The organism is Acetobacterium carbinolicum, assembly GCF_047456275.1.
GTDB lineage: Bacteria > Bacillota > Clostridia > Eubacteriales > Eubacteriaceae > Acetobacterium > Acetobacterium carbinolicum.
The window spans coordinates 3,854,846-3,869,199 of sequence record NZ_CP173357.1 but is presented as its reverse complement, the minus strand read 5'-3'; the positions used below and the strand labels follow the sequence as shown (position 1 = coordinate 3,869,199).

Sequence of the window (14,354 nt, the reverse complement as noted above, 5' to 3'; positions counted from 1 at the left end):
ACAGAGGAATCATCCAATCAAAAAACAAGTTGAACGATCAATCGTCAGCTGATAATTATTAAGCATGTGTTTAGATTAAAGGAATGGAGTGAGAAAATGAAAAGAATGATTAAACTGGTTTGTCTGGCAATGGGGCTGTTAATGCTACTGACGGCCTGTTCAACAGGAACAAAAACCGCCTTGGATCCCAAGAATCCGGTATCCATTACCCTATGGCACTATTATGTCGGAGATAATAAGATCGCCCTGGAAACAGCTGCGGACACCTTTAACAAAAGCGTGGGCTCCGAAAAAGGGGTGGTAATTAATACCGTGGCTAAAGGTAGTATTGCTGAGCTGGAAAAAGCCGTTACTGATTCAGCGAAAGGGGTTATTAATGCCGAAGCCATGCCGGAATTGTTTTCTTGTTATCCGGACAAGGCGTTAGAAATTAATGCACTCGGAAAGCTATGCGATCTAAACGTTTACTTATCAGAAGAGGAGAAGGCCCTGTACGTGGAAGAATTTTTAAATGATGGCTTGTTCGATGGCGATCAGCTCTTAGTTCTTCCGATTGTAAAAAGTACCGAGCTGCTTTATGTCAACGAAACGGCCTGGAACAAATTTGTCTTGGAAGGTGGAGGAGATGCAAATAAGCTAAATACCTGGGAAGGGGTTTATGAGGCATCCCGGGACTATTACAAATGGACGGATAACCTGACGCCAGAAACCATCTGGGATGGGAAAAGCATGGTTGGCATTGATTCGGTTGCTAATTATGTAATTATCGGCAATAAGCAATTGGGGGTAGAAGTCATTGATGGAGAAAATCAGCAGATGGTTTTGAATCGGGAAGTGATGAAAAAAGTCTTTGATACTTATTATGGCGCAATGAGCTTAGGGTATTTTAACGCCGTCGGTAAATTTCGCTCAGACGACATTAAAGCCGGCGATCTGGTAGCCTACGTGGGTTCATCGTCGGGCGCGGCTTATTTTCCAACTTGGATCGAAAAAGATAATACCCAGGCCCCAATTGACTTTCTGGCCCTGTCTTATCCGGTCTTTGAAGGGGGAAATCCAGATGCGATACAGCAGGGGGCAGGGATGAGTATTGCAAATTCAACGCCGGAAAAACAGGAAGGCGCAGCTGTTTTTCTGAAATGGTTCACCTCTGAAGCCCGGAATATTGAGTTTGCCATGACTACTGGCTACTTACCGGTACAAACGGCTGCTTACGAAAATGCGGATTTTAAGGCATCGCTGGGAAATATGCGGGCAGGCGGGGCCGCCCAAAAAAATATTGCTGCAGTTTATGACATTGCCCTAAATCAGATTATGGAAAGGGATACCTATGCCTCATTACCTTTTAATGGAAGCTATGAGGTGCGAACCATTCTGGAAAAATCGCTGGAGGCCATGGGCGAATCCGGACGTCAGAATGCCGCTACATTAAAGGCACAGGGGTTGTCAGAGGACGAAATATTAGCGCAATTGGATCTAAATGCCCAGTTCGAAGAATGGCTTTCAACTATTCGTAGCCAACTTGATGAACTGGGGATATCCTATACTGAAATTTAAGCCATAAAAATCATCTGATAAGGAAAAGTATATGAAAAAAACCTGGACTCTCCGTAGACAGTTGAATATTTTACTGGCTTTGATTGTGATCTTTCAAAGCGTTGCCTTATTATTGGCCCTATGGGTATCCCAGGTGTTTTCCATGCTGGATGCGGAAGCGGTCCGTTTGCTAAGTAATACGACAAAAACCCGGATGGAAACATTTAATTCATCGGTTGGTCAGACAATTGCAAATATGGCTGACGAGACCGAACAATTGAGTTCAGAACTAACTTTATTATCGCAAGAACAGGAGCGTTCACCAGAGCGCTTGTATCTTGATGATGATTCGTATCATGAGGCGGCTATGCTGGCCAGCGAGACATTGGTTTCAATCTTAAAAGAGAATCGGGTAACGGGTGCATTTTTTGTTTTAAACGGATCCAATTCAAACAAAGAGGATCCTTCTGCTCATTCGGCGGTTTATATTCGCAATCCCACCCCGGATAGCGGTAGGATGTCAAACTATTTGCTTGAAATTGGACCGATTGCGGTTTCCAAACACTATACTATGGCAACCAGCATCCGTTGGGATCTGGAGATGCGATCAGATGAGTATAATGGCGCATTTGATTTTTATGAAAAGCCAATCTGGGCCAGTAGCCAGTTTAAAAATGCTGAAATGGAACGCTATGGCTATTGGTCAACGCCCCGGGATCTGCTAAACGACAGTCAACAAGTGGTTAGTTATACCCTTCCTATTTTAGACGAAAATGGGAACGGCTATGGGGTGGTTGGGATCGAAATTGATATGCCTTATTTTTCTCAACAGTATCTGCCGGATTCGGACCTTCTTTATCCTAACAGCTTCTATGTTATCGCGGGATTAGAGGATAAAGTCTTGAATCTTGACTGGTTTATTCCCGGCGGGGTATTGGCAGAAACTTATTTAAAAAGTGGCGAGCAGCTGAAATTAAAGCCACTAAAAAATGAAGGAACCTTTGAAATTATGTTAAACGAGTTGGGACCGATGGTTTGTTCAATTCGGGAATTGAAGGTTTATAGCGACAACTCTCCTTTTGCTGATCAAAACTGGAGCTTAGCCTGTTTTGTGCCCAGCGAAGTATTACGAGAAAATTCAATAACGGTACAGGAGAAGTTGATTTATAGTATTTTGCTCACCACCTTGCTGGCATTCACGGCGGTTTTTGTACTGGTCTACTTTTTCACCCGCAAAATCTCACGGTTATCAAAATATGTTCGGGAGTTGTCGCCTTACGACGAAATTTATTTCAAACCAACCGGAATGCTTGAAGTGGATGATCTGACCTCGGCCGTTCAATTGCTAAATCAAAGACTAAAGAATGTTTCTAAAACTACCTCTAAAATCTTAGAACTCAGTTTATTGCCAATTGGTGGTTACGAAGTTCTAGATAGTAACAACCAGGTAATTTTCACGGACTTTTTATACTGGCTGCTGCATGTGGACCCCGGCAGTCAAATTTCCCAGGCCGACTGGAGTAAATACTATCAGAAACTGACTCAGCAACCGGTGGAAGATCAGGAAAACATTTATGCGTATTATGATGACTACACCAAGAAACAGCTTTGGCTTCGTATTTTAGAGGCTAAATCACCCAACGGTGTGGTTGGTGTGATCCAGGATGTGACAGAAGATATCGAAGAAAAACGGCGTTTAACCAATGAGTTGGATTATGATGCGCTCACGGGCTTGTTTAGTAATACTGCTTTGAAACGGGAGACCAGTCGAATAATCAAAGAAAAGCCAGATGAAATCGGGGCCATGATTTTCATCGATTTGGATAATCTTAAATACATTAATGATAATTTTGGTCATGATGTAGGGGATCGGTTGATTATTCGGGCCAGTGAAATCTTCCGGTATTTCGAACAATATAACGGCATTGTTTCCCGGATTTCAGGAGATGAGTTTGCCATTTATTTGCATAATTGCGGCAATCAGGAGGAAGTTCGAAAGATTCTAAAAAATCTCTATAATTATGGCAAGCAATTCTGTCTAACCACATCGGATGGCAGTGACAACCAGATCCGTTTTTCAGCGGGGGTTGCCTGGTATCCTCAGGACGCAACTGACGTGATGGATTTGTTAAAACTATCAGATTTTGCGATGTATGAGGCAAAACACAAGGAAAAAGGGCGCTTGTTTGAATTTAATCGGGAATATTATCAAAAGATGTCCTATCTGCTGGAAAATCGCGAGGCGATCAATCGACTATTGGATGAACAACTGATTCGCTTTGCCTTTCAGCCGATTATTGATTTGAAATCCGGCGAAATTTTAGGATATGAATTTTTAATGCGGCCATTGCTGGATAATTTTAAAAATCCTGCTGAAATTCTGGCCGTTGCTGCCGCCCAGTCAAAATCAGCACAGCTGGAACGGATGCTTATTGTGATGGCATTTGAAACAATTGAAGCTCATGCTCAGGAATTTGGAGCGTGTAAAATATTTATTAATAGTATTCCCAGTCAGGTACTGAGCAACGAGGCGAATGAAAAAATCACATCCCGTTATAGTCACCACTTTAAAAATGTGGTAATCGAAATGACGGAAGAAGATGGTCGCAGTCCTGAAAGTTTATTAAAAAAGGTTGCTCATATCAAAAATAGTGGCATGCAGATTGCACTGGATGATTTTGGTAGCGGTTATTCTAACGAAATTCGGATTTTATCGCTCTTACCGGATATCATAAAAATCGACATGGAGATGATTCAGGGTATTCATTGTAATGTTGACAAACAAAATCTGGTTGCTAATCTGGTTGATTTTTGTCGTAAAAAAGGAGTTAAGGTGATTGCAGAAGGGATTGAAGACGCAATGGACCTGGCTACTGTCATTGTAATGGGCGTTGATTACGCTCAGGGCTTTTATCTGGGCCAACCGGAGTTTGAGATTTCAGCAATCAATCCGGAATTACAACAAGAAATTTTGAATGCGCATAAAAAAGCATAGGAAAAACCCTTATCCACAATAGTGTCGGATAAGGGTTTTTTCAGGTGACGTAAAAGCGATAAAGAAATAAATCAGGCTTCTCTGATTTTGCTAAGTAGCGGCGTTTTTGTGACTACCAGCCATAGTCCGCCCGAAAGCAGCCCCAAGATGATGTTAAGTGATCCGATGATGAGGATCAGGTTGTCCATGTTAAAGGAAATAATAATCATCCCCAGGCTTCCCATAATGGTGGCAAAAGACCCCATCAGTGAAGAGGCTGAACCGGCATCTTCGGTTTGCTGATCGAGCATCAGATAGGCACTGGGCGGCCGGGCGCAACTGCTGGCCAGGGTTGCCGGAAATAATGCCAGGGCAAAGATAAAGGGATTGCTTTGCCCAAACAGAAGAATAGCCAGACCGCTTAAAATGGTGATACCAAAACAAAGATTAATAATCGAAAAGCGTTTGAAGTGGTTGGACAGTTTGATATAAATTAGTGGACCTAACATCATGGCCAGGGCGTTAAAGGCAAAAAAGTAACTGTAAATCTGGCTGCTAACGCCAAAATCATTTTGATAAATGTAGGAGGACGATGAGATAAAGGCCAACCCTGAAATGCTAGATAAGGAAAAGATAAAAAGCAGGGACGTAAAGGCCGGATTTTTAAGCACCACCCCCAGTCGCCCCAGGGTACGTAGAATGCTTCCAGAACCCCGTTTTTCAATGGTTTCCTGAAAGGCGATTGAACCCAGAAGAATGATGATACCAAGTAGGCCCTGAATGATAAAGATTCCCCGCCAGGAGGTAAGGGTCAATAGCAGCGCCCCGATCACGGGAGCAACAGCCGGAACAATGATAACCATCGACTGAACGATGGCCAGTGTTTTTTCCCGTTTTCTTTCCAGGTAGACATCTTTAACAATGGCTGTGGCCACCGCACTGGCCGAACTGCCGCCAATGGCTTGTAAGACCCGGAAAAAAATAAGCTGATAAATGTTGCCTGAAACGGCACAGAGTAGGCCAGCGATGGCATAGCCGGTAACGCCCACCAGTAACACCGGTCGGCGGCCGAACTTATCACTGAGCGGTCCCCAAATTAACATCCCCACACTAAAGAAAATAAAAAATAGGATCAGGGTCAGGTTGGTCAGGTAGCCAGGCACATTAAAATAGGTGGTCATGGTGGGTAGGGCTGGCAAATAAAGGTCAGTTGACAGCGGCGCAAAAGCGCTCAAGAAAACCAGGAAAACCAGCAGGCCTCGATCACCCAGATATTTTTGTTTAGAGGTGCTATCGTTTGAAGCATTTTTCGGATTATTCATTTTTTCTCACATTCTGTAAATTTAGGATTATATTTTAACCATATTTAATATTATAGCCAATAAATATTATTTTTCAAGGATAGTTTGGGGTTTGTTATGCTTTTATTTTGCTAAAAGCAAAAATGAAGCACTTAAAATTGCATCTAAATAAGTAATTGTCTTTATAAAGCAATAGCGGCCTTCCGGTCTGGTCGAAAAATAAAGACGCATTTGACATTGAATAAATGAAGCGTTATAGTAAACGCAGGCTTTTCTGACAGTCACCGGATATTATTACAGAAAGGCCAGAACGTGAGGAGTCGAAATGGAGATATTGTTTTTTATCGCTATTGGCATCATAGCGATTTTCGTTGTTAGTCTAATTAGTAAAAGAAAAGCCGAAAAAAATTTAAGGAAACACTTAATAAATGCCTTTGGAAAGGCGCCAAGCAGTTTTGATCCGGATATCTGGGGAAGTGTATCCAATTATTGGGATAGAAAGCGCAAATATGAAACCATTGATGTAGCCATTGACGAATTAACCTGGAGTGATCTGGACATGGACGATGTCTTTAAACGGTTGAACACCTGCTTGTCCTCCGTTGGTGATGAGGTGCTGTATGCAACGCTTCATGAGCCAAGATGGGATGATAAACCGCTTAAGGCGAGAGAGAAGATAATTGCTTTTTTTGAGGACAATCCCAAAGAACGGCTGGAAATTCAAATCATTCTTTCTAAATTGGGCCGATCAAACTACAATGACGTTTCGGCATTGATTTTTGAAAGTCAGCTAAAAGCATTAAAAAATCCGTCAGTTTATACGATTCTAACGGTTATTCCATTTTTCTGCGCTGGGGTTTGTCTGATCAATCCAATGATTGGACTGGTAGGCCTAATTATTTCGCTCATAACCAACGGTGGCGTTTATTATTATTTTAAAAAGGAAATTGCAAAAAACTTATTGGTCATTCAGTATTTATCGGCCATACTCAGATGTTGCAATCGCTTATTGGCGTATCAAACAAGCGATGGACTAAAAGAGATTCTCGAACAAATCCGGGAAGATAATGAACCCTTCAAATTTCTCGCTGGCAAACTCTCGGGAATCATGATGGGAGCGGGTTCTGATCTTGATATATTGCTGGAATATTTTAAGATTATGACACTCTATGATTTCAGGACTTATAACAAAGCCATTGCATTGGTGACCAAAAATAAAGAAGCCTTTCACCGCATTTATCAAAATATCGGCGAATTGGATATATCCATCGCTTTGGCTTCTTTTCGCAAAAGTTTGTCGGGTACTGTGACCCCATCCTTCTCAGAGTCGTTTAACGTTGTCGCCACTGATTTATATCATCCACTGTTAGAATCACCGGTCCCCAATGATTTTGACCTTAGTCAAAACAGTTTAATCACCGGGTCTAACGCGTCGGGAAAATCGACCTTTGTTAAGGCCTTGGCCATTAACAGTATCTTTGCTCAAACCATTTACACCTGTACGGCTAGCAGTTTTTCTCTTTGCCATTGTCTGCCGATTACGTCCATGGCCGTGCGAGACGATATATTGACTGGCGACAGTTACTTTATGGCGGAAATCAAATCGCTGAAGCGGACCCTTGATCAGGTGAGCCATCATCCCTGCCTTTGTTTTATTGATGAAATACTAAAAGGCACGAATACCATTGAACGGATTGCAGCCTCATCAGCAATCCTTAATTATCTTGACCAGAAAAATTGTCTGTGTCTGATTGCTACCCACGACATCGAACTCACCAATATTCTATCGAAAACCTATAATAATTATCATTTTCAGGAGACCATCACCGATGAAACCATTCTTTTTGATTATCAACTACACGCTGGCCCGGCGCAAACAAAAAATGCCATTGCCTTGTTAAATTATCTGGAATTTGACCAGACGATCATTAAAAATGCGAATGTACTGGTGGATACCTTTGTGGAAACTGAAAAATGGCCAGACTGCTTAAAATGGTAATCCCCCCAAAATTAAGAACAGATTATATTTCAAATAATTATGCCCACAGGTCAAAAAAATTGACTTGGGTATTGAGACTGAATGTCAAAGTCAGGAGAATTGGAAATGAATATCAAAACAAAGTATGTCTTATCAACAATACTAGCCACGGTGATTGCAGTCGTAACTTATATCACTTTGCATGAAGCAGGACATTGTCTGGTAGCATTGGCATGTGGAGCAAAAATCACAAAATTTAGCATTTTGAGTGCTAGTATGGCTTATGAAGGCGGTGTGTTTAACCGCTTTCAATTTGCCTTGTTTCATGCGGCAGGAGCATTATTCCCGATTATCGTTTGTTTTTTGCTGTTGTTTTTTTATCGACGAACCCAGAAGGGAATGCTCTATCATCAATTCTATTTCATGTTTTCGCTGATCAGTATTGCTTCTGTATTTGCTTGGATTCTGGTGCCCATTTGCAGTATATTTACAGAAGTACCACAAGGGGATGACGTTACCAAATTTATGGTAGAAACTGGTTTTTCCCCGCTGATTGTCGTCTTTGGAGCATTGATGATTATTCTGCCGATGATTTTTCTGGTGAGAAAAAAAGGAGTGCTGGGGGTGCTCATTGATATCGCTAAAAAAGTCGCGTGATATCGTGCAGCAGAGTAAATATGAGACTGGCATCGGCGGTATGGCGTTAATATCTTTAGACTACGTTTTTGCGTCTTTATAGGTATAAGCACATTCACGATTAAATTGCTTAAGCGTGTTCGATCTCCAAGCGACAGGCATTCATGTACTGGAGGATTTTTGCGACACCAAAGGTCAAAGCGGTGATGATCAGATAAATTCCAATTAAACCAGAACTCAATTTATCATAGAGCTGGCCAAAAATAATTTGTCCAATGGGCATAAAAGCCGTGGATAGAGCAGTGGTCAGGGCCATGGTTTTACCCATTAAATTTTGGGGGACCTGCAGCTGAATAAAGGTCAGCGCCTGGATGTTGACATTGGCAACAAAAAACATCAGTATAAATCCGAACAGGGTAAAGAGGATATAAGCGGTCAGATGCGGTGGAGTGCTACCAAGTAGCCAGGGGGTTAAACTCAAACCCATCCCCAGAATACCAATGCCCATAAGGATAAAGAGCCGATGCAGCTTTTCAAAAGGATTATATTTAGCAACAACTGTCGAAAAGATAGCTCCGATAATCATCCCCATTCCCAGTAGGCCTTCAGAGATGCCGTAGAGTTGATCGGATACCCCCAGAATAATCTTTTCGACATAGGGCACACCCACCGTATAAAGTGGGGTCATAAAAAGATTGATTCCGGCTGCCATAAACAAGATGTATAAAACAAAGGGTTTATCCTGAGATAAGAATTTAAGCGTTGCTTTAATATCTTTGGCATAAGTCACAAGTGGCGAGGCGTTCATTTTGCTTTTTTTAAAAGGGATGGTTAAGAACAATTCCATTACACCAGAAACAAAAAAACTGATCATATTAATTATCAGAATAACCTTAAGCCCCAAGATCCCATACAAGAATCCCGCTGAGATGGGACCGAGTAACATCGTTAGAGCACTGATCTGACCGATCATACTGTTTCCAGCATTATAATGTTCAGGGGCAATGACGCTGGGGATGCTGGCCCGGACAGTGGGCTCATAAACACTGTTAATAATCGACAAAACAAAGATGAGAATCCCGATCCAGAGGATTTGCTGGTCATTGCCATAAATGAAAGCAGCAAAAAAAGCAATGATAATGGTGCAACAAAAATCGAGGACGACCATCATCCGTTTTTTACTCATCCGGTCGGCAATCGCACCGCCAATCGGTGCCAGGAAAATGGCCGGTAAAATGGATAGCGAAATAATCAGGGAAAACACCGCGGCCGAGCCGGTAAGATCAAGAATGTAAAGTGAAAAGGCGAAGCGCTGCATGGCATTGCCAAACATGCTGATGAATTGTCCGATGCCAATAATAACGAAATTTTTATTGAATAATTTTTCTGCTTTCATATCAACCTCCTAAAAATGAAATATAGTTCACTTTTATAATCAGTATAGGTTATCATAAATCGATTGTCAATAAAAAAATGAACCATAGTTCATTTTTAACAAGATCTTGCAAAATAATCACTTTCAGACTATCCTTAAGAAGAGTTAGAGGATGTTTATAGAGAAAGCAGGGGTAGGAAAATGGAGAAAGAAAAGAAAATCCAGGAGCGAACCATTTTAAATCGACAAAAAATATTAAAAGCGGCAAAACACTTGTTTAATGTGAAGGGTTATTATCATACCAATACCAAAGAAATTGCCAAGGAGGCCGGGGTTGCAACCGGCAGCTTTTATAATTATTTTCCGGATAAATTAAGCATTTTTCAGGAGATTATGATCATCCATCTGGAAAGAAATGTTGCGGATTTATGCGAACTGACACAAAATCTCAATGAGAAGCCGGATCATGCCAAAGCGGCGATTATAAAATACGTTCATAATGGCATGGATCATGCGTTTGAAAATCAGGTTATGTTTCAGGACTTTGACAGTATTCTCCTGGCAAATCCTGAATTAAACAAAATTATCGGCGCGTTCTATGACAAAATAATAACCGGAATTTATGACTTCTGTAAAGATAGTCCCCATGTCATAAAGCGCACCGCCAATCCTCTGGTGATGTCTCAAATGGCTTATTTTCTGGTTCAGGGCACCTCCGAATTAATGGCTAAACTACCGGAAGATGTCGACAAAAGAGAATATGAGGAGCAATTGGCACAAATTGTCTATTGGTATCTATTTGATAACTAAAACGCGTAAATATGAGGGGCCGGATGATAAATTAAAAAAAAGGTATTCTCACATTAATGCGGTCGGAATTGCCATTCGCGGCCGTAGTATGTGTTGTTATTGGAGAAATCTATACAGGACCTGGTTTTCTTGCGGTCTCAACTTTATTATTGGGGTTCATATAGGGCTTATTTAATAATCTCAAATCCGCTCAAATCTTAAGACAATTACGCTTTTCAATCAGTAGATTAACCGTCGTGTGATCATCAAATAACTTAAAGCTGCGAAACAAAACATCCGCCTTTAGGGTGAGCCCATTAGCCTTGATCGTATAGCTTAAAATGTTACCCCTTAAGGTGTGCTCTTTAATGATGCCAGTGAACTGATAGGCTTCGTTTCGAAACGCATGGGGCTCGGACGAGATTTCCACTGTTTCCGGACGGATGGCGATTTTTTGTCCATCAGGATAATCTTCGCCGGAAATAGTTGAAAAGACCTGGCCGGGAATAATATTGTAATTACCCATAAACTCTGCTGCAAAATAGGTGCTTGGTGCCGTATAGATGTCAAAGGGTTTTCCGGATTGCTCAATTTTGCCATTGTTAAACAGGTGAATGACATCCGACATAATCATCGCTTCATTTTGGTCATGGGTCACAAAAACGGAGGTGATCTTCATTTCGTTATGAATTTCTCTAATCCGGGCTTGTAGTGAACGCCTCAGTTTGGCATCAATGGCGCTTAGGGGTTCATCCAGTAACAGCACCTTGGGTTTGGTTACGATGGACCGGGCAATGGCAACCCGTTGTTGCTGGCCGCCGGAAAGCTGAGCCGGATAGTGGTGCTCCTTTCCTGTAAGTTCCACCATCTGGATGGCATTGCGAGCTTTTTCATCAATGATTTCCGGCTTCATTTTTTTAAGCTTGAGTCCATAACGGATGTTCTCCAGAACAGTCATATTGGGAAACAGACTGTATTGCTGAAAAATCATCCCGATATCCCGATCCTTGGGGTCTTTATGGGTGATGTCCTGGCCACCTAAAATAATCTGGCCATCCGAAATGGTTTCCAGACCAGAAAGCACCCGCAGTAAGGTGCTTTTGCCGCACCCGGAAGGTCCGAGCAGGGTCACAAAACTCCCGGCTTCAATGACCAGATCAAGATTTTTTAAAACGTGATTTTTGCCATAAAAGTGATTGATGTTTTTTAATTCAATGGTTGCCATTTAAATTTCCTCCTGGTCATGATGTGGCTTTTTATAGGCATATACACCGGCTGACAAGGCCATGGTGATGAGAAACAGGACAACGATGATGGCACTACTCAATTGACCGGATCGGAATAGGGCGCGGTAGAGATAGATTTGAACCGTCTGATAATAGTTTCCGCCAATAATATTAACCACCACAAAATCGCCAAAAATAATCGCCATGGATAACATCAGCGACACCTTAATGCCGGATAAAATATTCGGGATGATAATCGAAATAAAGGCATAGGCTTTGCTGGCACCAAGAATCTGGGCCGACTCGATTAAATTCTTGGCATTGATAGTTGTCATGCAATTCTTGATACCCCGATAAATATAAGGCAAAATGATAATACAATAGGTTCCGGTCAGCATCACAAAACGATTAGACAGAGGCATCGGTGCATTGGCATAGAGTGACAAGACCCCAATCGATAAGATGACTCCCTGAATAGAATAAGGGATCATGGTGAGAATCTGCATGTATTTATCAAGCCCCGGTAAATAAAGTAAAATAACATACATCGCCAGGAGTACAGTAACCGTACAAATTACTACCGGTACCACCGAAATAATAATGGTGCGAACAATGGCGATCAGAAACTCCATATCGGTAAAAATTTCAATATAATACCGGAAGGTCAGGCCATGGGGGAGAATATCCCGCCATTCCATACAAATGGAATAGATAAAGGTCATCAAAATTGGTAAGATCAGATAAAAACAAATCAACAGGATAATCGGCTTACTGTTTGGTTTTTCAGTCATTGATTTCGGCCTCCCTGTTTTTTTACCATGTAATTCTGGAGCAGCACTGCGAGTACCATCAAGAGCATCATGACGACTGCAAGGGCTGACCCGAAGGCCGGTCGTTGGACAATATCGCCCACAAACTGCTCGGTAATTCGGATTGGCAGTAACGAGAAATTATTCTGCAGCAGGGCATAAGCCGTTGCATAGGCAGCCAGAGCATTGGCAAAAAGAACACTCATGGTTCCCAGAATCGCTGGTGTCAGCACCGGGATTCCCACAGATTTCCAGAATTCCCACATCGATCCACCCAGCAGTTTTACCGAATCAATCCATTCCTTGCGGATTCCCTCAAAGGCCGGAAACAGTAACAGGGTCGCCAGCGGGATCTGAAAATAAATATAGATAAAAGCTAGTCCCGTTACCGTATAGAGATCAAAATGAGCCAGGGCATCAATCCCCAGTTTTGAACCGATGATGACAAATACGCCGGTAGAGCCAAACATAATCATGTAGGAAAAAGCCAGTGGCACCCCGGCAAAATTTGAGGTCATATTAAGAATCGTCATAAACCAGGTTTTGGTTTTGGAATCGGTGCTGTTTCCAGCCTTGGCTCCAAAGAAACCAATCACAATCCCCACGCAAGCCGAAGCGATCGAGATGATCAGACTGTTGACAATGGCCTGCTGATAAAGGGGCTTGGTGAAAATGGCAACGTAGTGATCCAGGGTAATACCTGTGCCCCCTTCGACCATAAAGGAACGAAAAATCGTCATGACCAGGGGGATTATTTCAAAGAACAGAGTCAGCAGCACAAAGGGAATCAAGGCTAAAAGGTAGGTGTCGATTTTTTTACGACTCAAGAAATTCAATTTTCTGACTCCTTAAATCCTGCATCTCGCGACCTTCATTAATCATCAGCAGTTTGCACAGTAAAGGCGCGATTAACTGTTGTGAGATGGGTTCATCGGTAAAAAATCCTGTTTTGACAGTGGGCGAACAAATATATAAAGGGACTGTTCGCTGATCGATGGTGTTTCCGCCATGAAAACCATACCGATTCATACCATGATCGGCACTCAGAACGATGGCATAGCCAGCTTCCATCCAGATTGAAATAAAGCTCGATAGGATCACGTTCATCTCCATGGCTTTTTGTTGATAGCGTTGCGGGTCCAGAACCCGATGATGTCCGGCATCATCAATGTTCATGGAGTGAACAAATAAAAAATCTGGCGCAAAGCGCGTTCTTAGAAACTCACCATCTGAAAAAACATGGGAATCGGGATAGCTGTCATCAAAATAGTAGATGCCATGGTCAATGCCATCGCCTTCCATTTGCAGGCGATCGGTTAAGGGGTTAAAGGGTGCTTTAACATAAAGCTCACTGATCCAATGATAGGCGGCAGCGGCGGTTACTAGGTTATTTTGATGGCACAAACGAAACAGGTTCTCCTTTTGGGAGTGGCGTACCACCAGATTGTTAACAATCCCGTGTTCACAAACCGGAAGGCCGGTAAACAGGGTCTCATAAATCGGCCGGGAGCTGGAGGGCAGCTCGCCCATGACCTTATATTTGGCACATCGCCCGGATTCCACCAGATGTTCCATAAATCCAAAATTTTCGGTTGCCAGATCAAATCCGCAACCATCCACTAAGATAAAGACTGTTTTCCCCATCGTTCACCTCGTTATAAGCCCTGAATACACGGTCGTGTATTCAGGGCGATTTTAATTTGCTGTAATACAATTTTAAATATGATATT

General features: G+C 42.2%; 11 protein-coding genes. 5 read left to right on the top strand and 6 right to left on the bottom strand.

All coding sequences use genetic code 11. From position 1 onward, the window contains the following. The first annotated feature begins 96 nt into the window (after positions 1–96). Both ACIZ62_RS17845 and ACIZ62_RS17840 read left to right on the top strand, forming a co-directional pair. Positions 97–1,557, top strand: a complete 1,461-nt coding sequence (locus ACIZ62_RS17845; RefSeq protein ID WP_111888662.1) for an extracellular solute-binding protein — start codon at positions 97–99, stop codon at positions 1,555–1,557. Positions 1,558–1,588: 31 nt separating this feature from the next. Continuing rightward, the gene (locus ACIZ62_RS17840) at positions 1,589–4,531 is read left to right on the top strand and encodes a bifunctional diguanylate cyclase/phosphodiesterase (protein ID WP_111888663.1); all 2,943 of its coding nucleotides are present in this window, start codon (positions 1,589–1,591) and stop codon (positions 4,529–4,531) included. A 71-nt stretch (positions 4,532–4,602) separates the two neighbouring features. On the opposite strand, the gene ACIZ62_RS17835 is transcribed toward ACIZ62_RS17840, so the two are convergent. Continuing rightward, on the bottom strand, positions 4,603–5,832 hold the full coding sequence (locus ACIZ62_RS17835; protein WP_111888664.1) for a multidrug effflux MFS transporter: 1,230 nt from the start codon (positions 5,830–5,832) through the stop codon (positions 4,603–4,605). Between the two features lie 304 nt (positions 5,833–6,136). Between ACIZ62_RS17835 and ACIZ62_RS17830 the strand changes: the two genes are divergently transcribed. Then, on the top strand, positions 6,137–7,810 hold the full coding sequence (locus tag ACIZ62_RS17830) for a MutS-related protein (RefSeq protein WP_111888665.1): 1,674 nt from the start codon (positions 6,137–6,139) through the stop codon (positions 7,808–7,810). A gap of 105 nt (positions 7,811–7,915) precedes the next feature. Continuing rightward, positions 7,916–8,446, top strand: a complete 531-nt coding sequence (locus ACIZ62_RS17825) for a hypothetical protein (RefSeq protein WP_111888666.1) — start codon at positions 7,916–7,918, stop codon at positions 8,444–8,446. A 109-nt stretch (positions 8,447–8,555) separates the two neighbouring features. Here the strand turns inward: ACIZ62_RS17825 and ACIZ62_RS17820 are convergent, their stop codons facing one another. Next, a complete protein-coding gene (locus ACIZ62_RS17820; protein ID WP_414150812.1) occupies positions 8,556–9,821 on the bottom strand; it encodes an MFS transporter in 1,266 nt (421 codons plus the stop codon). Between the two features lie 180 nt (positions 9,822–10,001). Between ACIZ62_RS17820 and ACIZ62_RS17815 the strand changes: the two genes are divergently transcribed. Continuing rightward, complete coding sequence (locus tag ACIZ62_RS17815) at positions 10,002–10,610, top strand: TetR/AcrR family transcriptional regulator (RefSeq protein ID WP_111888668.1); 609 nt, start codon at positions 10,002–10,004, stop codon at positions 10,608–10,610. 190 nt (positions 10,611–10,800) lie between these two features. Here ACIZ62_RS17815 and ACIZ62_RS17810 read toward each other — a convergent pair whose 3' ends face one another. From ACIZ62_RS17810 to ACIZ62_RS17795, 4 genes are read right to left on the bottom strand one after another with little or no spacing between them, the layout of a single operon-like run. Continuing rightward, complete coding sequence (locus ACIZ62_RS17810; protein ID WP_111888669.1) at positions 10,801–11,814, bottom strand: ABC transporter ATP-binding protein; 1,014 nt, start codon at positions 11,812–11,814, stop codon at positions 10,801–10,803. Further along, positions 11,815–12,606: an ABC transporter permease gene (locus ACIZ62_RS17805; RefSeq protein WP_111888670.1), complete on the bottom strand. Its 792-nt coding sequence runs from the start codon at positions 12,604–12,606 to the stop codon at positions 11,815–11,817. It abuts the gene before it with no gap. Continuing rightward, positions 12,603–13,460: an ABC transporter permease gene (locus ACIZ62_RS17800; protein WP_242988507.1), complete on the bottom strand. Its 858-nt coding sequence runs from the start codon at positions 13,458–13,460 to the stop codon at positions 12,603–12,605. Before ACIZ62_RS17800 ends, ACIZ62_RS17805 begins: the two co-directional genes overlap by 4 nt. After that, positions 13,441–14,268, bottom strand: a complete 828-nt coding sequence (locus tag ACIZ62_RS17795; protein ID WP_111888671.1) for an alkaline phosphatase family protein — start codon at positions 14,266–14,268, stop codon at positions 13,441–13,443. The genes ACIZ62_RS17800 and ACIZ62_RS17795 overlap by 20 nt, the downstream gene beginning before the upstream one ends. Positions 14,269–14,354 lie beyond the last annotated feature (86 nt).